This is a genomic window from Ruegeria sp. AP7 (assembly GCF_056539905.1).
In genome coordinates this window covers 128,446-152,481 of record NZ_JBQFVT010000001.1, presented here as the reverse complement: position 1 = coordinate 152,481, position 24,036 = coordinate 128,446, and the positions used below count along the sequence as shown (strand labels likewise).

The 24,036-nt window shown below is 54.8% G+C and carries 30 protein-coding genes and 1 pseudogene; 12 read left to right on the top strand and 19 right to left on the bottom strand.

The genetic code is table 11. The features are described 5' to 3' along the window. Position 1: 1 nt before the first annotated feature. From ACR0KN_RS00755 to ACR0KN_RS00740, 4 genes are all read right to left on the bottom strand, one after another. A complete protein-coding gene (locus tag ACR0KN_RS00755; RefSeq protein ID WP_480650675.1) occupies positions 2-763 on the bottom strand; it encodes a trypsin-like serine peptidase in 762 nt (253 codons plus the stop codon). An 8-nt stretch (positions 764-771) separates the two neighbouring features. Next, complete coding sequence (gene phaR, locus ACR0KN_RS00750) at positions 772-1,326, bottom strand: polyhydroxyalkanoate synthesis repressor PhaR (protein ID WP_170469152.1); 555 nt, start codon at positions 1,324-1,326, stop codon at positions 772-774. Between the two features lie 136 nt (positions 1,327-1,462). Next, positions 1,463-1,909: a phasin family protein gene (locus ACR0KN_RS00745; RefSeq protein WP_029621740.1), complete on the bottom strand. Its 447-nt coding sequence runs from the start codon at positions 1,907-1,909 to the stop codon at positions 1,463-1,465. Between the two features lie 132 nt (positions 1,910-2,041). Then, positions 2,042-3,844, bottom strand: a complete 1,803-nt coding sequence (locus ACR0KN_RS00740) for a PHA/PHB synthase family protein (protein WP_480650672.1) — start codon at positions 3,842-3,844, stop codon at positions 2,042-2,044. A 111-nt stretch (positions 3,845-3,955) separates the two neighbouring features. Here ACR0KN_RS00740 and phaZ point away from each other — a divergent pair, with 111 nt between their 5' ends. After that, the gene (gene phaZ / locus ACR0KN_RS00735; protein WP_480650670.1) at positions 3,956-5,230 is read left to right on the top strand and encodes a polyhydroxyalkanoate depolymerase; all 1,275 of its coding nucleotides are present in this window, start codon (positions 3,956-3,958) and stop codon (positions 5,228-5,230) included. Further along, positions 5,227-5,811: a DUF6151 family protein gene (locus tag ACR0KN_RS00730; protein ID WP_480650668.1), complete on the top strand. Its 585-nt coding sequence runs from the start codon at positions 5,227-5,229 to the stop codon at positions 5,809-5,811. Before phaZ ends, ACR0KN_RS00730 begins: the two co-directional genes overlap by 4 nt. Here ACR0KN_RS00730 and ACR0KN_RS00725 read toward each other — a convergent pair. From ACR0KN_RS00725 to ACR0KN_RS00700, 6 genes are all read right to left on the bottom strand, one after another. Further along, positions 5,808-6,065, bottom strand: a complete 258-nt coding sequence (locus tag ACR0KN_RS00725) for an alpha/beta fold hydrolase (RefSeq protein ID WP_480650666.1) — start codon at positions 6,063-6,065, stop codon at positions 5,808-5,810. The genes ACR0KN_RS00730 and ACR0KN_RS00725 overlap by 4 nt on opposite strands. A gap of 40 nt (positions 6,066-6,105) precedes the next feature. Then, positions 6,106-6,519 carry an alpha/beta fold hydrolase gene (locus ACR0KN_RS00720; RefSeq protein WP_480650665.1) on the bottom strand — a complete coding sequence of 138 codons (414 nt, stop codon included), beginning with the start codon at positions 6,517-6,519 and terminating at the stop codon, positions 6,106-6,108. Between the two features lie 74 nt (positions 6,520-6,593). Further along, positions 6,594-7,208: a hypothetical protein gene (locus ACR0KN_RS00715; RefSeq protein ID WP_480650663.1), complete on the bottom strand. Its 615-nt coding sequence runs from the start codon at positions 7,206-7,208 to the stop codon at positions 6,594-6,596. A gap of 20 nt (positions 7,209-7,228) precedes the next feature. Further along, positions 7,229-7,654, bottom strand: a complete 426-nt coding sequence (locus ACR0KN_RS00710) for a VOC family protein (protein WP_480650661.1) — start codon at positions 7,652-7,654, stop codon at positions 7,229-7,231. After that, a complete protein-coding gene (locus ACR0KN_RS00705; RefSeq protein WP_480650659.1) occupies positions 7,654-8,646 on the bottom strand; it encodes an alpha/beta hydrolase in 993 nt (330 codons plus the stop codon). Before ACR0KN_RS00705 ends, ACR0KN_RS00710 begins: the two co-directional genes overlap by 1 nt. Further along, positions 8,646-9,395, bottom strand: a complete 750-nt coding sequence (locus ACR0KN_RS00700) for an alpha/beta fold hydrolase (protein WP_480650657.1) — start codon at positions 9,393-9,395, stop codon at positions 8,646-8,648. The genes ACR0KN_RS00705 and ACR0KN_RS00700 overlap by 1 nt, the downstream gene beginning before the upstream one ends. 216 nt (positions 9,396-9,611) lie before the next feature. Between ACR0KN_RS00700 and thrS the strand changes: the two genes are divergently transcribed. The 5 genes from thrS (at position 9,612) to ACR0KN_RS00675 (ending at position 14,297) form a co-directional block, all read left to right on the top strand. Continuing rightward, complete coding sequence (gene thrS / locus ACR0KN_RS00695; RefSeq protein ID WP_480650655.1) at positions 9,612-11,570, top strand: threonine--tRNA ligase; 1,959 nt, start codon at positions 9,612-9,614, stop codon at positions 11,568-11,570. Between the two features lie 222 nt (positions 11,571-11,792). Beyond that, complete coding sequence (locus ACR0KN_RS00690; RefSeq protein WP_010439128.1) at positions 11,793-12,095, top strand: BufA1 family periplasmic bufferin-type metallophore; 303 nt, start codon at positions 11,793-11,795, stop codon at positions 12,093-12,095. Between the two features lie 71 nt (positions 12,096-12,166). Then, on the top strand, positions 12,167-13,024 hold the full coding sequence (gene bufB, locus ACR0KN_RS00685) for an MNIO family bufferin maturase (RefSeq protein WP_480650653.1): 858 nt from the start codon (positions 12,167-12,169) through the stop codon (positions 13,022-13,024). Beyond that, on the top strand, positions 13,021-13,782 hold the full coding sequence (locus tag ACR0KN_RS00680) for an HvfC/BufC family peptide modification chaperone (RefSeq protein ID WP_480650651.1): 762 nt from the start codon (positions 13,021-13,023) through the stop codon (positions 13,780-13,782). Before bufB ends, ACR0KN_RS00680 begins: the two co-directional genes overlap by 4 nt. Next, on the top strand, positions 13,779-14,297 hold the full coding sequence (locus ACR0KN_RS00675) for a DoxX family membrane protein (protein ID WP_010439120.1): 519 nt from the start codon (positions 13,779-13,781) through the stop codon (positions 14,295-14,297). Before ACR0KN_RS00680 ends, ACR0KN_RS00675 begins: the two co-directional genes overlap by 4 nt. Position 14,298: 1 nt before the next feature. Here ACR0KN_RS00675 and ACR0KN_RS00670 read toward each other — a convergent pair whose 3' ends face one another. After that, entirely contained in the window at positions 14,299-14,667 is a 369-nt protein-coding gene (locus ACR0KN_RS00670) for a hypothetical protein (protein ID WP_170469113.1), read from the bottom strand. Positions 14,668-14,709: 42 nt separating this feature from the next. Continuing rightward, complete coding sequence (locus ACR0KN_RS00665; protein ID WP_480650648.1) at positions 14,710-15,027, bottom strand: ArsC/Spx/MgsR family protein; 318 nt, start codon at positions 15,025-15,027, stop codon at positions 14,710-14,712. A 214-nt stretch (positions 15,028-15,241) separates the two neighbouring features. Here ACR0KN_RS00665 and ACR0KN_RS00660 point away from each other — a divergent pair, with 214 nt between their 5' ends. Continuing rightward, a complete protein-coding gene (locus ACR0KN_RS00660; RefSeq protein WP_010439113.1) occupies positions 15,242-15,448 on the top strand; it encodes a cold-shock protein in 207 nt (68 codons plus the stop codon). Between the two features lie 125 nt (positions 15,449-15,573). On the opposite strand, the gene thyX is transcribed toward ACR0KN_RS00660, so the two are convergent. Beyond that, positions 15,574-16,485 carry an FAD-dependent thymidylate synthase gene (gene thyX, locus ACR0KN_RS00655; protein ID WP_480650646.1) on the bottom strand — a complete coding sequence of 304 codons (912 nt, stop codon included), beginning with the start codon at positions 16,483-16,485 and terminating at the stop codon, positions 15,574-15,576. A gap of 178 nt (positions 16,486-16,663) precedes the next feature. Here thyX and ACR0KN_RS00650 point away from each other — a divergent pair, with 178 nt between their 5' ends. Then, positions 16,664-17,092 carry a VOC family protein gene (locus ACR0KN_RS00650; protein WP_480650645.1) on the top strand — a complete coding sequence of 143 codons (429 nt, stop codon included), beginning with the start codon at positions 16,664-16,666 and terminating at the stop codon, positions 17,090-17,092. Next, positions 17,086-17,781 carry a DUF1194 domain-containing protein gene (locus tag ACR0KN_RS00645; protein WP_480651742.1) on the top strand — a complete coding sequence of 232 codons (696 nt, stop codon included), beginning with the start codon at positions 17,086-17,088 and terminating at the stop codon, positions 17,779-17,781. Before ACR0KN_RS00650 ends, ACR0KN_RS00645 begins: the two co-directional genes overlap by 7 nt. Positions 17,782-17,860: 79 nt before the next feature. Here ACR0KN_RS00645 and ACR0KN_RS00640 read toward each other — a convergent pair. The 3 genes and pseudogenes from ACR0KN_RS00640 to ACR0KN_RS00630 form a co-directional block, all read right to left on the bottom strand. Further along, positions 17,861-18,351 (bottom strand): annotated as a pseudogene (locus ACR0KN_RS00640) (MarR family winged helix-turn-helix transcriptional regulator). An 83-nt stretch (positions 18,352-18,434) separates the two neighbouring features. Next, positions 18,435-18,692, bottom strand: a complete 258-nt coding sequence (locus ACR0KN_RS00635; RefSeq protein WP_170770280.1) for a succinate dehydrogenase assembly factor 2 — start codon at positions 18,690-18,692, stop codon at positions 18,435-18,437. Next, positions 18,689-19,081, bottom strand: a complete 393-nt coding sequence (locus ACR0KN_RS00630) for a helix-turn-helix domain-containing protein (RefSeq protein WP_010439102.1) — start codon at positions 19,079-19,081, stop codon at positions 18,689-18,691. Before ACR0KN_RS00630 ends, ACR0KN_RS00635 begins: the two co-directional genes overlap by 4 nt. A 92-nt stretch (positions 19,082-19,173) precedes the next feature. Between ACR0KN_RS00630 and ACR0KN_RS00625 the strand changes: the two genes are divergently transcribed. Both ACR0KN_RS00625 and ACR0KN_RS00620 read left to right on the top strand, forming a co-directional pair. Continuing rightward, positions 19,174-20,376 (top strand): pyridoxal phosphate-dependent aminotransferase, encoded by a 1,203-nt coding sequence (locus ACR0KN_RS00625; RefSeq protein WP_480650642.1) that lies wholly within the window; start codon positions 19,174-19,176, stop codon positions 20,374-20,376. Between the two features lie 7 nt (positions 20,377-20,383). After that, positions 20,384-20,785, top strand: a complete 402-nt coding sequence (locus ACR0KN_RS00620; protein WP_480650640.1) for a hypothetical protein — start codon at positions 20,384-20,386, stop codon at positions 20,783-20,785. Positions 20,786-20,789: 4 nt separating this feature from the next. Here ACR0KN_RS00620 and ACR0KN_RS00615 read toward each other — a convergent pair whose 3' ends face one another. From ACR0KN_RS00615 to ACR0KN_RS00605, 3 genes are all read right to left on the bottom strand, one after another. Continuing rightward, the gene (locus tag ACR0KN_RS00615; protein WP_480650638.1) at positions 20,790-22,154 is read right to left on the bottom strand and encodes an MATE family efflux transporter; all 1,365 of its coding nucleotides are present in this window, start codon (positions 22,152-22,154) and stop codon (positions 20,790-20,792) included. A gap of 120 nt (positions 22,155-22,274) precedes the next feature. Continuing rightward, a complete protein-coding gene (gene ppk2 / locus ACR0KN_RS00610) occupies positions 22,275-23,204 on the bottom strand; it encodes a polyphosphate kinase 2 (protein ID WP_480650636.1) in 930 nt (309 codons plus the stop codon). A gap of 179 nt (positions 23,205-23,383) precedes the next feature. Beyond that, complete coding sequence (locus ACR0KN_RS00605) at positions 23,384-23,992, bottom strand: carboxymuconolactone decarboxylase family protein (protein ID WP_480650634.1); 609 nt, start codon at positions 23,990-23,992, stop codon at positions 23,384-23,386. Between the last annotated feature and the right edge of the window lie 44 nt (positions 23,993-24,036).

The following is a 24,036-nucleotide window of genomic DNA, read 5'->3' as shown; positions in this document are numbered from 1 at the left end:
TCTAACGCCTGCCCAGATCGAACTCCTGTATTGACAGAAACAATGCATCAATCCCATCGGGGGTTGGTGCAATACGCGATAGTATTCCTGCAACGGCGAGGCCCGCATCGGTTTGTACGAGGAACGGTGCACCAGAATCTCCCATCATGACCGGGCAAATCCCATGGAAAAGCCCATCACCTGACGGGTTTGGGGCACATGAGCCCGTTTGACTCAGCACATGTGGGCGCAATCCGGGATACCCTACGACCGAACCGCCCCTCTCAGCGGTCTGGGAAATTGGGAAAAAGCCCAACTGGGCTCCAATTGGTTGGTCCAGTTCCAATACGGCCCAATCCAGATCAGCGCGATTGTTGAAACGACCTCCAACACCCTGCTCTGCATCAAGTCGGTAGGCAGCGACGGATGAAACAGCAATGGCCTCACCGCGTTGATACCCCGCCGCAAAGCGGATGCTGCCAGGAGGGATCCAGCGCTGACGGGCAGTGTTGAACAGACAATGCGCTGCGGTCAGAACCAAATGTTCAGCGACAAGAACACCCGTGCAGTGCGAGCGTTGGCTACGACTGGCAAAATTGACGCGCCCTATCGCGCGCCAAGGTTCAGTCGAAGCGTCCAGAATTTCGCGCGCGCGGATATCATCGCAGCCCGCAGCGGAATCCTGTCCTAATGTGCAGACAGGTTCCCAGATCGACGTGAACTGCCCTTGTGCTGCAGTCTGGAATGCCCAAAGCAACGCGCACAGCACAAACAGCCAGCGCATCGGTAAAATCAGCTCAGCTTTGAAAGCTTCTGCTGCAAATCGGCAAGCTGCTTCTTGATGTCGTCCAGATCTTCTTTTGGTTCGGACGGTGCATCAGCCTCTTGCTCGGGGCTGGACCAGTTGCCAGCCAACCCCCCGGTCATGGCCTTCAGGAAAGCCTTTTGCTGCGCCTGCATCGCGTCGAAACCCGGCATCTGTGACATCGGGTTCATCGCATTCATGTTTTCCATCATCTTGGACTGGCTTTCACGCAGCATCTCGAACGAGCTCTGCAGGAATTGCGGCATCATACCCCCGCCCGGCACCATGTAGCTACGGACAAGATCATTTAGCACGTTGACCGGCAGCACATTCTCGCCACGGCTTTCATGTTCAGCAATGATTTGCAGCAGATATTGCCGGGTCAGGTCATCGCCGGTTTTCAGGTCAATAATCTGCACTTCGCGCCCGTCGCGGATGAAGCCCGCGATATCTTCAAGCGTCACATAATCGCTGGTCTCAGTGTTATACAGCCGACGGCTGGCATAACGCTTGATCAGCAGAGGTTTTTCTTGTTCCGACACCCTGTACCCTCCCCAAGGATGATGCGTTGCAGCAGAGGTTATGCGACTGCAGAACAAAAAGAAAGGGCAGGTCAAGCGACCTGCCCGCAGCGATTGCACCATTTGGGAGGAATGGGTGCTAAGTCGCAGTCTTATCTTACTTTGCAGTTGCTGCTTTCTTTGCTGCAGCAGTCACCTCGTTGGTGGCTTTTTTGACAGCTGCGGTTGCATCTTCTGCAGCGTCTTTGCCAGCCGCCATCAGCAGCTCAACGGTTTCGGTCTGAACTTTTTTCGCAATCTCAGCGAAAGCAGCCAGGTTTTCAGCAGCAACTTCAGCCGACGCGCTTGCGAAGTCGGTTGCGGCTTTTGCGTAATCTGCAGGCTCGGTTTTTGCTTTCGACATCTCGGTCAGTTTGGCCAGAGTTTCTTTGGTCCATTTGTTCGAGATTTCAGCCGATTTTTCAGCTGCGTCCAGAGCAACACCCGACAGCTTTTCGTTCAGCGAAGCGGTCGATTTGAATGCGTCTTCCAGAGCGGTTGTGTCAACCGGGAACGCGCCCATCATGTCTTTCAGGGTCGCGGTAAAGTCTTGGGTCTTTGCCATTGTCCTAAATCCTTCTAGCCGTTCCGGGCCCACCCCGGTTCTCATCAGCTTGAAGGCAATATGATTGCTGCATCGCAGCATTGCAAGTTTTTTCTTGCTGCGATGCAGAAAATTTTGAGTTTCATAATGATATCAGCGGTTTGCCTTGACCAAAACATAGGTCCCCGGAGCTGGACAAAGGCGGGGATGGTTCGAATCGCCGGTATCGCGTGCAGGAACCTGCTTACCTGACCGCTTCTTCAACCACGCTTCCCACATCGGCCACCACGAACCTTCATGGAAATCAGCCTCCCTCAGCCAAGTCTCAGCATCCGCTTTAAGATCAGGGTTGGTATAGTGGCCGTATTTCTTCTTACTGGGCGGATTGACGATGCCTGCGATATGACCGGATTCAGACACGACAAAGGATTTTGATTTCGAACCCATCTGCTGCACACCGCGATAGCAGTCTTTCCAGGCCGCGATATGGTCTGTTTCACAGGTAATCGCCATCAGAGGCACATCCACATCTTTGATATGCAGTTTATGCCCCAGCAATTCGAACCCATCCGTCACCAAACCGTTGCCCTGACATAAACCGCGCAGATACTGGATCGCCATCTTACCTGGCAGATTGGCCCCATCCCCGTTCCAGTAAAGCAGATCGAAGGCGGGCGGCGTCTCTCCCATCATGTAGCTGCGGATCGCCGGTGTGTAGATCAGATCCCGTGAACGCAGGAAAGACATCGTCCGGCCAATGATCCAGGCCTTCAGCACCCCGTCTTTTGAAACCTGATCTTCGATCCCATCTACGAAATCGTTTTGCAGGAACGGCGTAAATTCACCCTGCTCTCCAAAGTCCGTCAAGGTTGTGAAGAATGTAGCCGATTTGACCGATTTGTCGCCGCGTTGCTTCATCAGCGAAAGGGTTAGGCTGAGTGTCGTTCCAGCAATGCAGTAGCCTACCGCGTTGACCTGCTTGACCTTGCAGATTTTCTTCGCCTCTTCGATGGCAGTCAGAAACCCTTCCTGAATATAGTCTTCCATCCCGATATCAGCATGAGAGCTATCGGCATTGACCCAGCTGACCACAAACAGGGTATAGCCCTGCTCGGTCACCCACTTAATCAAGCTGTTCTGAGCCTTCAGGTCGAGGATATAGAATTTGTTAATCCAGGGCGGGAACAGAACGATGGGGGTTTCATGCACCGTCTCGGTCACCGGTTTATATTGGATCAGTTCCATCATCCGGTTGCGGTAAACGACGTCTCCGGGCGTTGTCGCGATATTGCCACCGATCTCAAAGGCGCTTTCGTCGGCGAGCCGAACAACCATCTCGCCGTCATTGGCCTCAAGATCGGATACGAGGTTTTCAAGCCCTTGTATTAATGATTGACCTTCAGTCTCGACGGCTTTCTCCAGGGCATCGGGGTTGGTGGCCAGAAAATTGGTCGGTGCCATCATATCGATGATCTGTTGCGAGAAATAACGCAGGCGCTGTTTGTCTTTGGTGTCTAGGTCATCAACAGATGCGACAGCCTGAGCGATCGCATCAGCATTGGTCTGGTATTGCTGGCGGATCAAGCGGAAATAGGGGTTGGTGTCCCACATCGGGTTGGAAAACCGCTTATCTTTGACTGGGGCGTCCGGCTCTTCGCTTTCGCCAGAAGTCATCGCTTTCTGCGCTTCGGCAAAGTTGAGTACTGACTTTCCCCAATACTCGATCTGTTGTTCCAGCAGCTTTGAAGGGTTTTGCATAACATCAGCCCAATAGGCTGTTGCTGCTTTTGCAAAAAGCTCTTGATTCGGGCCGTCTAACGCAGGGGTATGCGGCGTTTTTCCCGCCATGACTTCGACGAGGCGTTTGGACAATTCTTCGACTTTGCCCATATTTTCTTTAAGTCGTTCAATATGTTCTTCAGTCAATTCTGGCGTCTGGTCGTCGGTAGTTGTCATTTTAACAATTCCCCCCTAGTCTCGCTGCTGTGCAGAATAACGTCGTAGGCGTCGGGGGGCAAAGCGGCGAATGGTCCGAATTCTCAGGCTGATACTCAGGAGGCACATTCGATGCGCTACATGATGACTTACGACCTGATGGAAACCATGCGTAACACCAACCAATGGCTTGGTGCAACCGCAAGCGCGATGGCGTCCTATCCCCTGTTTTCGATGACACCCAATCCGGCCTTCAACTGGATGGCAGCCTGGGGTGAAGTAACCGAGCGAACATTCCAACGTATGATCGTCAAACCCGATTGGGGTATTCGCACCTTCACCTGCGAAGATGGTAAAGACCATTTGGTCGATGTCACAACAGTGCTTGAGCGCCCGTTCGGCGACCTGATTCACTTCCGCGTCAACGGGCGTGAAGAGCAGCCTCGCAAAGTTCTGCTGGTCGCCCCCATGTCGGGCCATTATGCGACGCTGCTGCGCTCGACCGTCAAAAGCTTGTTGGTAAATTGTGAAGTTTACATCACTGATTGGCATAATGCGCGCGATATCCCTGTGTCCGAAGGCAAATTCGATGTTGAGGATTACACCCTCTACCTTGTCGATTTTATGAAAGAACTCGGGCCCGACACACATGTTGTCGCTGTTTGCCAGCCCGCCCCTCTGACATTGGCGGCAACGGCCTATCTGGCCGAAGTCGAACCAAAAGCGCAGCCCAGTACACTGACCCTGATCGGAGGGCCGGTCGATCCCGATGCGACACCAACCGAGGTCACGGATTTTGGTCGCCGCGTTACAATGGGCCAACTGGAAGAAACCATGATCCAGCGCGTTGGCTTCAAATACAAAGGGGTCGGTCGCATGGTCTATCCCGGCCTGCTGCAACTTGCCTCGTTCATGTCGATGAATGCCGAACGTCACAGCAAGGCGTTTTCGGACCAAATCCAGCGGGTGATCCGGGATGAAGCTTCGGATCACGATGCCCACAACCGGTTCTATGATGAATATCTTGCAGTGATGGACATGACGGCCGAGTTCTACCTTTCAACCGTCGAACGGGTCTTTAAGAACCGCGAGATTGCGCGGAACGAATTTGTTGTCGCCGGACACAAGGTGGATATCGGCAAGATTACCGATGTCGCAGTGAAATCGGTTGAAGGCGCGAACGACGATATCTCGGCACCCGGTCAGTGCATTGCAGCGCTTGATTTGTGCACCGGCCTGCCGGACAGCAAAAAAGCAAGCCATGTCGAACCTGGCGCTGGCCATTATGGTATTTTCGCGGGCCGCAGTTGGCGTGACAACATCCGCCCGCTTGTGATTGATTTCATGAATGAAAACAGCCGCAAGAAACCACGCCGTCGCGCCGCCAACAGCAACAAAGTGGCATGAGCGGCACCACAGCTAAGGAACTTTCCTTCAGCTGTGACTGCGGCGCGCTTTCTGGCCGCATCACAGAGCGCGGCGTCAAATCAGGCACGAATGTCGTCTGCTTCTGCCATGATTGTCGCGCTGCCCAGCTGTATTTCAAACAGCCAGACCCGGCCCCCGGCCCTGTCGATATTTTTCAGATGGCCCCGGAAGAAATCGAGATTAACCGAGGAGCCGAGCACTTGGCTGTGATGCAGCTTAGTCCCAAGGGCATGTTGCGGTGGTATGCCAAATGCTGCAACGCGCCATTGGCAACAACGCCAATGACCCCCAAATTTCCATTCGCGGGGGTTATTGTGAAACGCATCCCCGACAGCAACAGTCTTGGTCCCGTTACCACACGCGGATTTGTGCCCGGGCCTGATGGCAAACAATCTCATGAAAAAATTCGCTATGCGGCCATGGGATTGCTGAAGCGGGTTCTAAAATCGCGCCTGTCGGGAAGCTGGAAGAAAACACCGTTTTTCGATTCCAATATGGGCACCCCCGTTGCTCAACCGACCATTTTAACAAAAGAAGAACGCGCAGCTTTCTACGACTAGGTCAGCCGTAGCGGAGTTTGAACCCAGTCCTGCAGCGTTTCAGTTACTGTGTCAGGAGCTTCCAGTGTTGGGAAATGTCCAGCTCCATCAATTACATGCAGCACCGCATGCGGAATGAGATCTGCCACGAAAATGTGTTTCCGCACCGTGTCTTCGGCATCATGAGCACCGCACATGATCACGGTCGGCATCTTGATCCGTCGCAACGTGCCTTGCTGATCCGGACGACGCTGCAATATTCGCATCTGTCGCATAAACACATCCGGCCCTAACGCCCCGGGCATCTGCAATACATCATCGAGAATCGGAATTCGTTGCGGTCCTTGGGGCCAACATGTCTGAACCGATCACTCTTCGCATGACGTCGTCCAACCGTCCCGCCTGCGCCCCTATGATCAATACTTCGCGGTCTGCAGCGATCTGAGGCGTGTCCGCTTGCACCGCTGCCGTAATCAGACATAATCGTGTCACCCTCTCAGGCGCGCGTCGCACAATTTCAAGCGCGATGCTTCCACCCAGACCAAACCCGCACAATGCGAACCGATGCGGTAGCTGATCCAGCAGACCCGACGCGATCTCTTCTATCCGCTCGCCACCGGTGATCGGTGCAACAGTGACCGCACGATCATTTGACATCGCTGTAATCTGCGCCTGAAACAACCGCGCGTCACAAATCAATCCGGGCAGCAAAACCAATGGCTCGATCACCCTGGCGCCCTCCGCTCGTTGTTTATTATTTTGTTACAGGATGAGAGGATTGCCAGGGGCGGGCAAGTAAAACTTCAGGGATAACTGATCGCCCTGAATGGCGGAAAATCCGCGTAGCGCGCCTGCCTTTGTGCCAGCGTTTCTTCCGGATCGGCCCCGGCTCGCAACAAGCAGCCGCGCGGCGCAATATAACTGTCGATCCGCCTAACAGGCTTGGGCCGCCATACCAGATTGAACGCGCAGAGTTTCGGAAAAAACCAGATTTCAGAGTAATCCAGATGGTCATGCAACCACCACGCAAGATCCCGCCAATCGCGCCCTTGTTCATACCGGTCGGCAAACCATGGTATAACGACCGAAGCACCCGCGACACGCGCGTCGCCTTCGCCCCAGTCCCAGATGTGGCACTCTAATGGGTTGTCATTGCGGGCGCAGTTCAACCTGTTCTCATTCCCGAACCGGTTCAAGGACCGCGAACGATAGCCCGAGCGTACAGCGACCCGCCCAAAGGTCTCTTCCAGTGGATCCATTAGTGTTTCACAAAACGCACGCCCCGTTTCGATCGCAAGATCGGGGTTGTCAGGTACGTTCTGTAACTCGTGAAAGTTTCCAATTTCGGAATAAAGGAAATCCCGCATGAAGAAATGCCGGGAAAGGCGCACACGACCCAGGTTCTCGAGGCTCCACATGCTGCCCGGCCGACGCACGATCAGTACCCGTTCCAGCGAAAGGAACCGTCCGCTGCCAAGGTCGAGAAGGGGTTGAACGCAATTTCCCAGATCGTCTGGTCCGGAGCGCGGAAATACCCGTGATGTCCGCCCCAGAAGACGTCCGATGCAGGCTTGAGCACCTCCGCCCCGGCATGTTCCGCCTGCTCAATCAGCGCCGCCACGTCTTCCTTCGCACGGCAATTGTGGCTTAACGTCATCGCACCACGTCCCAGAGTTGCGACGTCCACTCCCATTTCGTCAGCCAGAGCGGCAAGTGGATAGAGGCCCAGCGTTTGCCCGATCAGATCAAACGCAATCACCCCATCGGGACTTTCAACACGTTGCCAGCCCAATTTCTCATAGAAAACTGCGGCTGTTTCCAAGTCTTCCACGCCGATCGTGATCAGACTTACACGTTGCTCCATCACTGAATCCCCTGCTCCGATAGCCACTCCAACATACCTAAGACCGTTGCATCAGTCTGACCGGGCGACATCAACCGCCCCGCCACAACGTGCGAGGCTGGATCACTCCCGGGGCCCATGGTCACCAATGCAACCGAGGCCGGGCCTCCCCATGCCTTTGCCACCTCATGCGTTCTGTCCGGCCGCACGACTTGATCGTCATCCGAGAACCAGAATAGGGCGGGGATCCGTGCACCTGAAAAGTCCAACCCATAGACTGCATCTACGATGACAGACATCGGCACAACTGCCTCCCATGGGTAGATAGTTGTCCAATACCTATTCTTTTCAGCATCAGAACTGGATACATCCCGCTCGGCCCCCATCAAAAGAGGCAACCAATCTCGCGCCCATGGCAATGTTGGCACCCAGGCCGCAGCCATGTTCACTCCGAAGTTCGGTGAGAAAAAAATCAACGCGGCCACATCCGCACTCAGTTCGGTATCCAGCGCAGCAGCTGCCGCCAGAGTTCCGCCAGTAGATGTCGAGATTACAACTACCTGCTCTCCGACTGCCCGGGCTGCTGCCAACCCCTCGGCCGCATCTCGCATCCAGCCCGAGGCCGTCGCTTCGACCATCGCTTCACCGTCACGCCCATGCCCTTGAAGCCGGGTATAAACAAGGTTGGCGCCCAGCGACTCTGCGACTCGATCGGGCACCGGCCTGATCTCTTCTGACGAGGCCGAGAACCCATGGATATAAAGCACCGCGTACGGTGTTCGCTGCTCGTAAAACCCATCCTGCCAGATCACACGCTTTTCGACGCCCGGCACGACGTCTTCAAAGGCAGTTTCGATGCTTTCAAAATAGACCTGAACGCCTTCACCAAATTTGCGTGGATCGAAACGGGGATGCAGGTCTACCGGCTCACGGGGCCCAAATACGTAGACCAACCCACCAATAAGGGCCAATCCCAGCAGCAGACGCCCCAAAATCCAGCCAAAGCGCTGCATCAGGTGCCTCCTATTACATCCCGAACGGCCTGCTCGATCAAACCAAGGCACGGTCCGTCCGAGAACCGGTGATCTGCGTCTTTGACTAGCAGTAGCTGCATGTCTTGACCCGACGCGTGGTTAAGCAAGCCTACTGCTGTTTCAGTGGATACCGCGGTATCTGCCGTTCCCTGCAGGAAACGCACCGGAAAGGGCAATTCAAGTGGCGTACGCAAAACCAGACGCTGCCGCCCATCTTCAATCATCCGCTTGGTAATGACGTAGGGCTCCATATAGTCCGAAGGCAGCTCCACATGCCCAACGATCTCCAGATCAGATTTCTGCTGATCTGAAAACGAAGCCCAATACCCGTCCTCGGTAAAATCCGGCGCTGCGGCGATCGTCACCATACCCGCTATCCGCTCGGGCATGACCCGCGCAAGCAACAACGCCTGCCATCCGCCCATGGATGATCCGACAATAATCAACGGACCCGCAGTCAACCGTGAGACTGCAGCCAACGTATCCTCGTGCCAGTCCCCAATGCACCCGTCGGTAAACTCACCGGAACTTTCACCATGCCCCGAATAATCGAAGCGTAAGAAAGACTGCCCTCGCTCCTTGGCCCAGGCCTCAAGATGCACAGCCTTGGTGCCTTCCATGTCCGATTTCAATCCGCCCAGAAAAACGATGGTTGGCCCCGTTCCTTCAGACTTGTGATAAGCCAGCCGTCGCCCCTGCGCTGTCTCAAGAAATTTCGTCTCTGCCATGAAATCCTCTTTTCTTTTCCCGCATCATGCACGTCATCACGCGCTTCGCAATTCCCCGATCCCTTTTCATCCGGCCAAAAATATCCCGGGGTGCGCGAGCGGCAGCGCCCCTCGTTCCCACCCTTGACACGCGCATCCCCACCTGCCACATGAGCCGAACACACATAACCCGCAACCGGGCGTTCAGTGGGCGCCAAACCGACGAGGAGAGCCGATATGGCCTTGGACTCACAGTCAGTCTCCCTTACCTTTCCCGATGGCAATTCCCGATCCTTCGATGCAGGCGTCACGCCCGCTCAGGTCGCTGCCGGCATCTCGACCTCGCTGGCCAAAAAAGCCATCTCTGCCACGGTGAACGGCCAGCATTGGGACTTGCAATGGCCCATCGAAGCCGACGCGCAAATCGCCATTCACACCATGAAGGACGAGGCGCAAGCCAATGAGCTGATCCGCCACGATCTGGCGCATGTCATGGCGCGCGCCGTGCAGGAGATTTGGCCCGCTACCAAAGTCACCATCGGCCCCGTCATCGAAAACGGCTGGTACTATGACTTTGACCGCGAGGAGCCGTTTACGCCCGAAGATCTCGGCCTAATCGAGAAAAAGATGAAAGAGATCATCAACAAGCGTGATCCGGTGACCACCGAGGTTTGGGACCGTGACCGCGCGATCGAGTTCTACAAGGCCAACAATGAGCCCTATAAAGTTGAGCTGATCGAATCCATCCCGGGTGATGAGCCGCTGCGCATGTATTGGCACGGCCACTGGCAGGATCTCTGCCGTGGCCCACACTTGCAGCACACTGGTCAACTGCCGGGTGATGCGTTCAAACTGATGTCCATCGCCGGTGCCTACTGGCGCGGCGACAGCGACCGCGCCATGCTTCAACGCATCTATGGCGTGGCTTTCACCGGCAAGGAAAAGCTCAAGGCGCATCTTCACATGCTTGAAGAAGCCGCCAAGCGCGACCACCGCAAACTGGGCCGCGAGATGGACCTGTTCCACATGCAAGAAGAAGCTCCGGGGCAGATTTTCTGGCACCCCAATGGTTGGACCGTCTACACCCAACTTCAGGACTATATGCGCCGTCAGCAGCGCAAGGGCGGTTATGTCGAGGTTAACACGCCTCAGGTTGTCGACCGCAAGCTGTGGGAAGCCTCGGGTCACTGGGACAAATATCAGGAAAACATGTTCATCGTCGAGGTCGACGAGGAACATGCGCGGGAAAAGGCTATTAACGCCCTGAAACCGATGAACTGTCCCTGTCACGTGCAGATATTCAACCAAGGCCTGAAATCCTATCGCGATTTGCCTTTGCGTATGGCCGAATTCGGATCGTGCAATCGGTACGAACCCTCGGGTGCTCTGCACGGTATCATGCGCGTACGCGGCTTTACCCAGGATGACGGGCACATCTTCTGCACCGAAGACCAGATCGAATCTGAAACCGCCGAGTTCATTCGGTTCCTGTCCGAGATCTACAAAGACCTCGGGTTCGAAAACTTCTCGGTCAAGTTCTCGGATCGCCCCGAAAAGCGGTCTGGCTCCGACGAGGTATGGGACAAGGCTGAGGCCGCCCTGCTCAGTGCGACCCGTGCCGCAGGGATCGAACCGGAACTCAACCCGGGTGAAGGGGCGTTCTATGGCCCGAAACTGGAGTTCGTTCTGACCGATGCGATTGGTCGGGACTGGCAGTGCGGCACCCATCAGGTAGACTTTGTTCTCCCTGAGCGTCTGGACGCCACATATATCGGCGCCGATGGCGGCAAACACCGTCCGGTCATGCTGCACCGCGCGACACTGGGTTCGTTCGAGCGGTTTATCGGCATCTTGATTGAAGAACACGCAGGCAAACTGCCCTTCTGGCTGGCCCCGCGTCAGGTCGTAGTCGCCTCGATCACGTCCGATGCTGATGCGTATGTAGCCGAAGTGGTTGAAGCCTTGCGCGCTGCTGGTGTTCGGGCCGAAGCTGATATTCGTAACGAGAAAATCAACTACAAGGTCCGCGAGCATTCGGTTGGCAAAGTCCCGATCATTCTGGCCGTCGGTCACCGCGAAGTTGATGAGCGCACGGTCAGTGTCCGCCGTCTCGGTGAAAAACAGACACAAGTTCAGTCGCTTGAATCTGTAACAAAAGAGCTGGGTCAGGCCGCAACGCCGCCAGATCTGCTGTAACATTCGGTGCCAAATTGCCGAAAATCCGGCCCTGATTTTAGGGCCGGATTGAAACAAATACCATTTTTCAATTCAAAAACAGTTTGTTAACCTTCAAGGGGCCATGACGGTCTTTGACGGGGTTGTGAGACACGGGCTCGTGAATTCAACTCTGAGCATCAAGCTACTACCTTTGTCATTGTCACAAGCAGACACGTAAAGTCAGCAAAAGGAAAATCCGAGATGTCGAACACCGCAAAAACACTGGTTATCGCAAGCGCAGTTGCCGCCGCCGTTTCCGGCGCTGCAACAACGGCGACCGCTCAGGCCAAAGAGAAATGCTATGGCGTTTCGCTGGCCGGTCAAAACGACTGCGCGGCTGGCCCCGGTACGACCTGCGCGGGCACGTCAACTGTAGATTATCAGGGTAATGCATGGACTCTGGTTGACGCAGGCACCTGCGCGGACATTGAGTTGCCAAAAACAGCAGATGGTGCGGACCGCAAAGGCTCGCTCGAGCCGCTGGAACGCGATCTGCCTGCATAAGTCTGCCCGAATGAACCGGAAAGGGCGGGCACCATCGCCCGCCCTTTCTGTGATGATCAAGGGATTTGCACATGTTAGACAATGCTCTCAGATCAAATCGATTGCCCGCCGCCCCAGGCGTCGGATATAAACCGCAGCATTTCTCGCAAATACTTGAGCATGCGAAGCCAGTAGAATGGCTTGAGATTCATGCTGAAAACTATATGGGCGATGGCGGACGTCCTTTGGCACAATTGCGCCATCTATCCGAACAATTCCCCATATCCGTTCACGGCGTTGGCCTCTCCATTGGTGGTGAAACACCGCTGGACCTAGATCACCTCGCACGCCTGAAACACTTGGTTGGTTGGCTGAACCCAGCAAGCTTCTCTGAACATCTGGCATGGTCAACTCATGAAAGTCACTTCCTGAATGATCTGCTGCCGCTTCCCTATACCGATGCCACTCTGACCCGCGTGTGCGATCATATTGATCAGGTGCAAGGGGTCGTTGGACGGCAAATGCTGTTGGAAAATCCTTCCAGCTATTTGGCTTTCGAAGAAAGCACCTGGTCCGAGCCTGATTTCCTGCGCGAAATAACGCGCCGTACCGGATGTGGTTTGCTGTTGGATGTGAACAACGTCTTTGTTTCTGCCACTAATCTGGATTTCTCGCCTCAGGGCTATATCGACGCCTACCCGCTGGATCAGGTGGGTGAGATTCACTTGGGTGGTCACGACGAAGACGAAGACGATCATGGCCACCCCCTGCTGATCGATAGCCACGGGCGCGAGGTGGTTGATCCGGTCTGGGCATTGCTGGACTACGTTTTGGAAAAATCGGGACCGAAGCCGGTGCTGATTGAATGGGATACCGACGTACCTGACTGGCCAATCCTGAGGGCCGAGGCCGAACGTGCCCAATCTGCGTTGGACAAGATTCCGGCATGAACGTGTCTCAGACCACATTCCATGACGCTTTGCTGGACGCCAACAAGTCGGTTCCGGATGGATTGCTGGACGCGCAAGCAAACGCGGCGGGACGTCGTTTCAGCGTGTATCGCAACAATGTCGCCGTTTCATTGACGGAGGCAATGCATCAGGCGTTTCCAGTCATTTCTAAGTTGCTGGGATCACAGAACATGGATGGGCTTGCCGGGATTTTCCTGCGCCAGCACCCGCCTACCTCACCACTTATGATGTTTTACGGTGATGAATTCCCTGCCTTTTTGGAAGGTATGGAGCAATTGTCGCATCTGGGATACCTGCCAGATGTAGCGCGGCTGGAGCTGGCGTTGCGGCGGGCCTATCACGCCGCCGATTGCCAGCCCATTGACCCTGAGGCTCTGAACGTTCCACCAGAAGACTTGATGCGCGCCAAGTTGTCTCTTGCTCCGGCAACAACCGTGTTAAGATCAGAGTGGCCTGTGCACGCGATCTGGTTGTTCAACACTGAAGACAGAGCCCCGAAACCTGAAGCTGGCGCTCAGGATGTTCTGATTACACGTCCCGAATACGATCCTGCCCCGCAACCGCTGCCACAAGGCGGCGCGGCATGGATCGCACGCATTCGAAACGGGCAAAGCATCGGCGAAGCATTTGAAGCCACAGTCGCGGAAACGCCCGAATTTGACCTTGGAACCACTCTGGCACTGCTTTTGCAGGGCGGTGCAATAACTTCTGTGACTATCGAAAGGCTGGACACATGACTGCCCTGATCTCTACCTACAATGACACGATGGACAAAGTGGCGAACACGTCCGGCTGGCTGACGCCTACCCTCGCTCGGGTTGTCTTTATCGCTGTCCTGTTCGTGTATTATTGGAACTCGGCAACACTGAAGATTGACGGCTCAATATTTTCGCCATCCGCCGGGGCATTTGGGCAAATCTTCCCCAAGGCAGCCGAAGCCGTCCTGTATGACGTCAGCCAGATGACTTTCTTCCAGCGAATTGTCATCTTCTTTGGAACCGTGGCTGAGTTTGTATTGCCCGTACTACTGCTGGTCGGCTTGCTGACCCGTCTTGCCGCACTTGGCATGATTGGATTTGTCTGGGTGCAGACCCTCACCGATGTTACCGGACATGGTGTCAAACTAGGTGGCTTGTTTGACAACGCAATCACGCTGATGGATCAGCGCGTGATGTGGACATTCCTATTGCTGGTGATCGTGATCAACGGCGCAGGCCCGCTTTCGCTGGATCGGTTGCTGCGCCTGAAATGACCTAGAAATGCGCCTTGGGCTCGTCCGGTTTTCCAGCCGCGAGCCCAAGCACTCCTGCTACGCCGGCAAAGGCTATTGGGAACATCGTAAAAACGCCAAAGCCAAAGGCGTAGTACATGCCCGCCGCAGAAATAAGCAGTAATATGCCCGCGACCAGAGCACGTGAATGGGCCATCGCTCCACCCACTATCGCCAATAGCGGTGCCACAATCGAAGCGGTCTGGATCAGTTCCGGGTTATCGACTTGTTCGGCAATCCCTTCGATCTCACCAAATTGGTCGATCAGTTCCACAAATCCATAGCCGAAAAATCCGACGACCATTCCGATCAGCCCGGCAATCACACCCAGTATCATGGCAGCGTTACGCATTCACAGGTCTCCGCTTGTTGCCCATGTCACATAGGCAATTGATTAGGCAAGACCAAGGGCCTGACGCGTTTCAGGCGTCCAGCCCAAATACATCCGGCCATCAGCCTCGATCAATGGGCGCTTCATCAAGGTCGGATGATCAACCAACAGCTCAAGCACCGGCCGATTTCGTGTATCCTCATCCAATCCGCGCCAGGTTGTTGATCGCGTATTGAGCAAGGCTTTGCCGAAAGTCTCATACGCCTCCGACAGGATATTTTCGGGAACACCTTGCCCTCGCACGTCGACAAACTCCGCATTCGAAAGCGATTTCAATGCCTTGCGACATGTGTCGCAATTCTTCAATCCATAGAGGCGCATAGTTTGATTGATCCTGTCTTCGCTGCAAAATCGGGCAATTCCATTGGCATGGCCCGGTTATTCTTGATTTTTTACTTCACCGTGCAATGTTGAAAAAGGCGAAACACGCGACCCGGGCTGTATCGTGTGGGCGAACAGTGATGTGTTGCGGTATTGCCAACCACTACCCCCACCAATTTGTGGGACAACGTGTAAGTAGAAGGAGACACGGGAAATGCCAACTGGCACCGTGAAATGGTTTAATACAACCAAAGGCTATGGTTTTATTGCGCCCGATGAGGGTGGCAAAGATGTGTTTGTACATATCTCGGCCGTAGAACGATCCGGCCTGACCGGACTCGCTGACAATCAGAAGGTCTCGTACGAGCTGGAAGACGGACGTGATGGCCGACAGATGGCGTCTGATTTGAAGCCGCTGTAAGGCAAGGCCCGCCCCGGCGGGAAAGACAAATAAGGTTGGCGGCCAATTTCCGGCCGTTAACCGTTAGCTACCCCTAAAAAAACGCGCCCACCTAGGGACGCGCTATTTTCTTTTTTCCTGACTATTCAGCTTTCGCGGATAACGCCTTCGAACTCGCGCCACTCTCGCGCTGTCATGCCTGAATTTTCCTGAGTAACATTCTCACCGCTCAACATCCGACGCAGGCAGGTCACCATCTGAGCCGAGAGGTTGACAGCACCCAAGCGATAATCCTCGAACGCGCGATAGGCAAACGGCACCCAGTCAGCGACGATCTTGCACATGGTATCAGCATAAACGCGAATTTCGTACTGCGCATGAGGGTCAGCGCGTAGACGCAAGAAGTGGAACAGGTTGTGCAGATCCACCTTCCAATACCATTGTGTATAGATATTGGCTGGCAGGTTCATTCGCGCCAGTTCTCGTGCCAATCCTTGCTGGCCATCCTGACCAATCATAGCTTCGTAGTTGTCATAGCATCGCGCGCTGTCGGCCTTCAAAATCTCCAACACTCGTGCGGCCTCTTCGCCCTGCAACGAGTCGCCACGGCCCTGATTGTTCACCTCAGACTGTGCGGCCACATGTTCGGGCGCGGGGATGTAGAATTCCCGATCCAGAATCGAGTAACGGGCCGAGTATTCGTTCACATTAGCAGTCCGGTGGCGAATCCACTGGCGGGCGACAAAAACCGGCAGTTTGACGTGCAGTTTGATCTCGCACATTTCAAATGGGGTCGAATGCCAATGCCGCATCAGATAACGGATCAGGCCTTCGTCATTCTGCACCGATTTGGTGCCTTTGCCGTAGGATACCCGTGCGGCCTGACAGATCGCGGCGTCATCGCCCATATAGTCGATGACCCGAACAAATCCGTGATCCAGAACCTGATGCGCCGTGTACAGGTGATCTTCCATACCTTCGGCAACGACGCGGCGGGTCGGGCTCGATTGTGCGCGTTGCGCTTCAATCTCGGCCAGTTGGTCGGAAGACAGAGGCATGAAATTATCCTTTCCAGCAATGAGTCGCCCACCACTATATATCGGCTTATCAACCACCGGAACCGCGATATGTGCGGCGTAGCGCGCAATTTGCGAATTGTGTCATTCCTTCCCTCTCGACACCGCATCGCGGCGCGCTAAGGTGCTGGGCATCACAATCAATGTAAGGAAAGTCGCGATGGGGCTGACATACCTCCACACTATGGTCCGCGTGAAGGATCTTGAGAAATCCATGGCATTTTATGAGCTTCTTGGCCTGAAAGAGACCCGCCGCTACGACAGTGAAGCAGGTCGATTCACACTGGTTTTCCTCGCCCCTCCTGGTCAGGAAGACGCCCCGATCGAACTGACCTATAACTGGGATGGCGACGACAAACTGCCCAGCGACAGCCGCCATTTTGGTCACCTCGCCTATGGTGTCGACAACATTTATGAGACCTGCCAGCATCTTCAGGACAACGGGATCGTGATCAACCGCCCACCCCGCGACGGGCGAATGGCCTTTGTGCGCTCTCCCGACAACATCTCTGTTGAATTACTGCAAAACGGAGAAGCACTAGAACCGGCGGAACCGTGGGCAAGCATGGAAAGCACCGGTCACTGGTGATCCGCCGGATAACATCTCTGGGGTTGCTCGTTTCAGGCGGCCCCGTTTGGGCCGAGCAATGTCGCCTTGCACTTGCCCTTGCCATGGACATCTCAACTTCGATCGATGCTGTCGAAGATGCATTGCAGCGCAAAGGGTTGGCCGCTGCCCTGATCGCGCCAGAAGTGCAAGAGGCATTTTTCAGGTCACCGCAACCGGTTGCACTGGCGGTCTACGAATGGTCCGGCAGTTTCAACCAGAAGCTTCTTTTGGATTGGCTCTTGATCGAGACGCCTGCAGACCTGCTTGCTGCCGCACACAGCATCGGCGATTCCGATAGGTCTGCCAATGAATATCCAACAGCGATGGGGCACGCTTTGGCGTACGGTGCAACGCTCATGCAACACGCTCCTCGCTGCCTGTTCCAAACCATCGACATTTCAGGTGACGGGAAAAACAACGATGGTTACGGGCCTCAAATCGCCTACAAGCATTTCCCGTTCCAGAACACGACCGTGAATGGTCTGGTCATCAACGCTGGCGACTTTGAGGGCGAAATCGACCTGATCCCGTTTTTTCAGTCCAACGTCCTGCACGGCCCCGGAGCTTTTCTTGAAATCGCAAATGGATTTGAAGACTTTGAAAACGCAATGCGGCGCAAGCTGGAACGAGAATTGATGGGTTTTGAACTTACCGAGCTGCACCCCTGATGAATGTTTCACATCTGCAGGCATAAAGTGCCGCTTCATTGGCCGTCCAATGAAATTCGGTCTCTGACCTCTTAAACCGCTAGTAAATATAGCGAATTTGATCTGTCCAGTACCGCTCGACCCGTCGCAATGAACCCGATATCTCTTCAATTCATCCGCACCAATCACGCCACGATTTTGCAGCCCTTCTGCATGACGGGCAAATAGATCAGATACTATATCGCGAATCTCTCGCCCGCGTTGGGTCAATCGCACTCTGACAGAACGCCGGTCAATTTCGCATCTCTGATGGTGCATATACCCCATCTCGACCAGCTTCTTGAGGTTGTAGCTGACATTGCTGCCTTGATAGTAGCCTCGGCTCTTCAACTCTCCGGCAGTCACTTCATGATCGCCTATGTTAAACAACAACAAGGCCTGCACAGCGTTGATTTCCAACACGCCGACACGTTCAAATTCATCCTTGATGACATCAAGAAGCAAGCGGTGCAGACGCTCAACCAGCGCCAGTGCTTCAAGATAGCCCGTCATGAATCCTTTGGTCCCTGGCGCGGCGACCTGTAACGCCATACTCATCCGATCCTCCGATTCATCGCGCTGTTTCTGAAAACATGACGCGAATTTCCGAAAAATCGGTTAAGTTGAATTATCGCTTATTTCTGAAAGGTTTGCGCAATGTCCGCGATCAAATCTGACAGCTCAGTCGGAGGGCTGGCCTGACCGGTGACCCACTGATACAAATCTTGATCATTTTCGTGCAGCAACGCATCATAGGTATTCAGCCCGTCGTCATCCATCAAAGAAAGGTTGCGATCAGCATAGGCTGTCAGGATCAAATCCATCTCTTTGATACCACGTCGCATTGAGCGCATTTTCATGCGCTTGATCCGAGTTTCGCGGGATTCGGTCATTGACTGCGTTCCAGCTTCAGGCGCAGCGACTTTTCCACTCTGGCCAAGCGCTCTGAACTCGCGCGCATCTCACCCCTGATTGTACGCAGTTCTGCCACCAGATCGCGCAGCTCCGAGTCCACATCGCCGTTCAGGCTGGTCTCATCCATTCCGTCGCCTTCGCCGGTCAAAAGCCACATGATCGAGACATTCAACAGCCCGGCCATCATCGACAGCTTGTTAGCACGGGGTTCGGACAGATCATCTTCCCACGAAATTATCGTCGCCTTTTTAACCCCTAGACGACGGGCCAATTGTGTCTGGGTCATACCCGCAACCTCGCGCGCGCCCGCGACGCGATCTCCAAAGGTTGCAGTGTCCGGTCCGAACCAGTCCGTTTCGTCGTTCATTGGGGTCTCCAATAGGTGAGGTTCAATTGGCTTGATCGATATTTCGGCGCACCCTATGACAGTCAGGCTGAACATACAAACTGAGGCCACCCATGAGTTTCCTGTCTGCGACATTGTCACGCGTAAAACCCTCGCCCACCATCGCCATGACAGCCAAAGCGGCCGAATTGAAAGCCGCTGGGCGCGATGTCATCGGGCTGAGTGCTGGTGAGCCGGATTTTGACACACCGCAGAACATCAAGGAGGCCGCTGTTGCCGCCATCGCCGCGGGCAAAACGAAATACACAGCGCCAGATGGTATCCCCGAGCTGAAACAGGCGGTCTGCGCCAAGATGCAGCGTGACCACGGGTTGGATTATGCGCCCGCTCAGATCTCGGTCGGGACCGGGGGAAAGCAGACGCTTTACAATGCCCTGATGGCCACACTGAATGAGGGGGATGAGGTGGTCATCCCCGCGCCCTATTGGGTCAGCTACCCGGATATGGTCTTGCTGGCAGGCGGGACACCGGTGATTACTGAAACTTCGCTTCAGACCAACTTTAAACTGACGGCCGATCAGTTAGAAGCGGCAGTCACGCCGAAGACCAAATGGTTCATCTTCAATTCTCCGTCCAATCCAACCGGTGCGGGCTACAGCCGAGCAGAACTGAAAGAGCTGACTGACGTGCTGATGCGGCACCCGCATGTCTGGGTGATGACCGACGATATGTATGAGCATCTGGCCTATGACGGGTTCGAATTCTGCACGCCTGCACAAGTGGAACCGGGGCTTTACGACCGGACGCTAACCTGCAACGGCGTCTCCAAAGCCTATGCCATGACCGGCTGGCGCATTGGATATGCTGCGGGCCCGGTCGAGCTGATCGCGGCAATGCGTAAAGTGCAGTCGCAGTCGACGTCGAATCCCTGCTCGGTCAGCCAATGGGCTGCGGTTGAAGCGTTGAATGGGACTCAGGCGTTTCTGGCACCAAATAACGAGATATTCAAACGCCGTCGCGATCTGGTGGTCGATATGCTTAGCCAGATCGATGGCATCTCTTGCCCAACACCTGAAGGCGCATTCTATGTCTACCCGTCCATCGCTGGCCTGATCGGAAAGACCACCCCGGCAGGGACGGTGATTGACTCGGACGAAGCATTTGCGACTGCCCTGCTGGAAGAAGCCGACGTTGCGGTGGTGTTTGGCGCGGCCTTTGGTCTATCTCCCAATTTCCGTGTCAGCTACGCGACATCTGATGAAGCGCTGACCGAGGCCTGCACCCGTATCCAACGCTTCTGCGCGTCCCTGACCTGAGGTTTCCATGTCCACAACCCTGCCCGAATATTACTTCCGCGTACGCGAGAATGGCGCAGCAGTGTTCAAGATCGATACGGAAAACCGCCAACGTCGTATCGAGATGGATCAGATCGCAGTGATCAACATCCGCAATGGTGAGGTCAAACCGCAGGGTCAACGTAGTCTGTCCGATGCGGACAAAGCCGAAATCACGCGCTGGATGGAAGAGCGGAAAGCCCTGCTATCCCGCCGCGACTTGGATGATATTCATCGCGCCGTCGACCATCTGAATCTGACGACGCAATGGGCGCAGTCCAAGGCCACGGATGAGCAGTTGGAGGACGTCACGGATCGGCTATTGATGGCTATGCACGATCTGCGCTCGGTGCTTGTGCGCAAAAAATCAGATCGGATCAGCAAAGATTGATCCCTTAGGCCGGAACTTCGCCAACCTCGCGCACAGACCGCAGCCAGAATCGCGACATCAAAAGCACAGCGGCACAGGCAAGGCCCAGCACCAGGCCAAGCCACACTCCGATCCCTTCCATGCCCTGAACGAAGCCGAAGTAATACGATGCAGGTATCCCGATCACCCAATAACTGAGCGCGGCCATCACCATCGGCACTTTGGCATCCTGCAATCCGCGCAAAAGACCCAGTGCGATCACCTGAGCGCCATCGACCAATTGGAACAAAGCAGCCATTGCCAGCAGCCCGGTGCCAATCAACAGAATTTCCGGCCGTTGCGGATCATCAAATTCCATAAACAAGGAAATGAGAGGCTCGGCACAGGTCAAGAACAGAATAACAGTCAAGACTGAAATCACCAGCGACATTCCGGTCACTGTAATGGCGCCTTTTTCAAGATGTGCACGATCTCGACGACCCAATGCATTTCCCGCGCGGATTGTTGCTACATTTGACAGTCCCAGATGCACCATGAATGTCGCAGACGCGAGATTCAGAGCAATACCATGCGCCGCCAGTGGCACCGGACCCAGCCAGCCCATCATCACCGCTGAAACAGCGAACAAAGACACCTCTGCCAGTGTCGTCAGGCCGATCGGAACGCCCAAGCGAAGAACGCTCATAAACATTTCCCAATCCGGACGCCAAAAACGCTGGAACAGACTGTGTTCCGGCAACGCCTTCACCGCATAGATCACCACCGCCACCAGTGACACGATCTGCGTCACGACCGAAGCAATGGCTGCACCCATCACCCCCAACTCAGGCGCACCCCAATTGCCGAAAATCAACGCATAGTTCGTCAATCCATTCACAACAGCAGCAACAACCGTGATCCAGAGCACAATCTGCGTTCGTTCTAGTGCGGCCAAATAGGACTTGAGGGTCATCACCAACAATGCCGGGAACAGGCCCCACCCTGCCACACGCAGGTAAATCGCTGCGGTTTCAGCAACTTGCGGTTCTTGCTTTAATGCAATCAGAATGGGTTGTGACCACCACAGAAGGGGCATCATCACCGTCGCATAGATCAAAGACAGCCACAGGCCCATGCGGGTCGACCGGCGTATGCTGGTCTCATTCTCTTCAGCCGCAGCAGTCGCCACCATCGGCATAACGGCCAAGCCAAACCCTGCGCCAAATAGGAAAAGAACAAAGAAATAGCTGCTGGCCAGCGTCACTGCGGCCAGTGCCTCGACCCCGTACCACCCCAGCATGATGGTATCGGTCAGACCGATCGCATATTGTGCCAAATGCCCGCCAATCAATGGCACGCCCAACACTGTAATTGCCCGCAAATGGCCGGGATATGTCATCACTTTGTTCATCCCGCCAGCCTTAGGCTTGCCCGCAGCGCAAGACAAGAGCAGAACAGGTTTATTTCAATGTGAGACTTACATGACTTGTGCCAAGCGGGCCATCACCCTGTCTGGTGATGACCCGGCCCGTTAGCCAATTTTTGCATCTGGATGCAGTGCCGTTCCAAGAATATGGTCCGAGCGATGGATCACATGATGCGCCTGCCCAACGATCAGCGGGTCAGGTTCAACAACGAACTCGTGATCCTTGTCAGGATAATCCAACGTCGACAAAAAGTGACGCATGCAATTCAGACGCGCGCGTTTTTTGTCATTGGATTTCACAATGGTCCAGGGCGCATCCGCAGTGTCGGTATAGAAGAACATCGCCTCTTTCGCCTCGGTATAGTCATCCCATTTGCTCAGGCTGGCTTTGTCGATCGGCGACAATTTCCATTGTTTCAATGGGTCGGTTTCACGGCTCCGAAAGCGCCGTTGCTGTTCTTCCTGCGTGACCGAGAACCAGTATTTGTAAAGCTGAATGCCCGAGCGTACCAACATCCGCTCCAACTCAGGAGTCTGGCGCATGAATTCCAAGTACTCGTTGGGAGAGCAGAACCCCATAACCCGTTCGACACCCGCGCGATTGTACCAGGACCGGTCATAAAACACCATCTCACCCAAGGTCGGCAGCTGCTGCACGTACCGCTGGTAATACCACTGCCCTTTCTCTTCGTCCGTTGGCTTGTTCAACGCAACGACGCGCGCCTGACGCGGGTTCAAGTGTTCCATGAACCGCTTGATTGTGCCGCCCTTCCCGGCCGCATCGCGCCCCTCGAACAACAGCACAAACCGCTGGCCTGTCTCTTGGGCCCACAACTGAACTTTCAGCAACTCGGCCTGCAACTCGGCCTTCTGCGCCTCATAATCCTTGCGCGCCATCTTTCGGCCATAGGGATAGTTACCGCTTTCAAAAGCTTGCCGAATTTTTTCAAGCGTCGGCGCCGAGGCCTCCGCATTTGGGGCAGTTGCCGAATTAATATGAGGTGATTTCTGACTGATCTGGGGCGTTGCATCCATACATTCTCTCCTCGGTTTCCTGTCGAAGAGAAATCTAGCAGTTCGGCATGTTCAGCGCTTTGATTGGTGTCAAACAGACTTGTGTTTTAACTGAGCCTCCGGGCAGGCGCGCCGATCTGCCCTTCATCTGGCCAAAAATATCTCGGGGAGCGCGAGGGGCTGGCCCCTCGCTCCTGCCCTCACCGATGGCCCCAATCATCCGGGTTTTCGGAGTTGTTCGGCGACAGTCCCAGAACGTCCCCATCCGTCGAGCACCCTAACCCAAGTACGGTTCGGTTCGCATAGGAAAAATACGAACATACCTGATTGATCTCAAGAATCTCGCCATCATCCCAACCTGCGTTACGCAGGGCGATAACATCCGCCTCAACCAGATCTCCGGGGGCCTCAGTCAGTTTTTGCGCATAACCCATTGCCGCCACCTGCGCGGCATCCAGCGGGGCTGACGATGGATCTCGTGCTTCGATCGAGGCCCGGATTGCGTTACCCCGACCTTCATCCTTTAGCAGCCGTTGCAGACCCGCAAAGTGATGTTCAACGCAATACCCGCATCGGTTCAAGGCACTTACCCATACGCCCAACGTTTCAAGAAACCACTTGGGAACCTTGTTCGCCGAATGATGCAAAACGTTCTTATAGACCACCATATGGGCTTCCATCGAATGAGGCCGCAGAGAGTGCGCCATCATGATGTTGTCCACATTATTGTCCGGTCCGGTCACACGCTCATAGAGCTTCTTCAGCATTCCTGTTGCCTCTGCGAATGGAATAGTTCTGATCCAGCTCAATGTATCTTCTCCCCTGAAATTTGCTTCCGTAGCAAAGACTAACC